The sequence below is a fragment of the Arthrobacter sp. JCM 19049 genome (assembly GCF_001310435.1).
This window is the reverse complement of record NZ_BAXF01000854.1, coordinates 1-664: the sequence shown is the minus strand read 5'-3', so window position 1 is coordinate 664 and position 664 is coordinate 1. Positions and strand designations below refer to the sequence as shown.

Genomic DNA, 664 nt, shown 5'->3' with positions numbered 1-664 from the left:
CCCGCGCCCGGTTTTCCTCCAGCCGGTCCAGGATGTGCATGGTCGACAGTTTTGGGGCCCGGTCATGGACCGGGCGGAAGGCCTCGCGCAGCGCCGCGGCGGCCAGCGCCGGTTCTCGCAGCTGCGCGTCGATGGTGGAGACCATCTGGTGCACCGTGGCGTAGCTTTCGATGGCGCACAAGCGGGTAACCGACAGCGTGCCGGGCACCGCATGGTGGGACAGGTCGTTGCGCAGCAGGTCCACGATCATGATGTTCTCCGCCCGGTCCTTGGGATGGGAGGCCAAATCCTCACGCAGCGCCGCATCGCTGGAGGGATCCTGGCCGCGCGGACGGGTGCCCTTGATCGGTTCGGCGCGCAGCTTGCCGGTGCCCGAGATGCTCACGAAGCGTTCCGGGGAGATGCTGGCCACCTCCAGGGAGCCAGGCGCAGGTAGTGCGCAAACGGGGCCGGGGAGGATTCACGCAACCGGCTATACGCCTCGAAGGCGGAGAAATGCTCCACGGTGGCGTGCAGTTCGGTGGTCAGGCACACCTCATAGCTGTTGCCCTGCCAGATTTCGTGCTGCGCCCGGCGCACCTTGTCCCGGTACTGCTCGGGGTGTCGCGGCAGCTGAACACCGGCACCGGCAGCGGCCCGGGCTCCCGCACCTTGAGCTGCAGCC

At 68.2% G+C, this 664-nt stretch carries 1 pseudogene; it reads right to left on the bottom strand.

Going from position 1 to position 664, the window contains the following annotated elements:
* Positions 1–579 (bottom strand): annotated as a pseudogene (locus JCM19049_RS16735) (chorismate-binding protein); the annotation flags it as partial.
* Positions 580–664 lie beyond the last annotated feature (85 nt).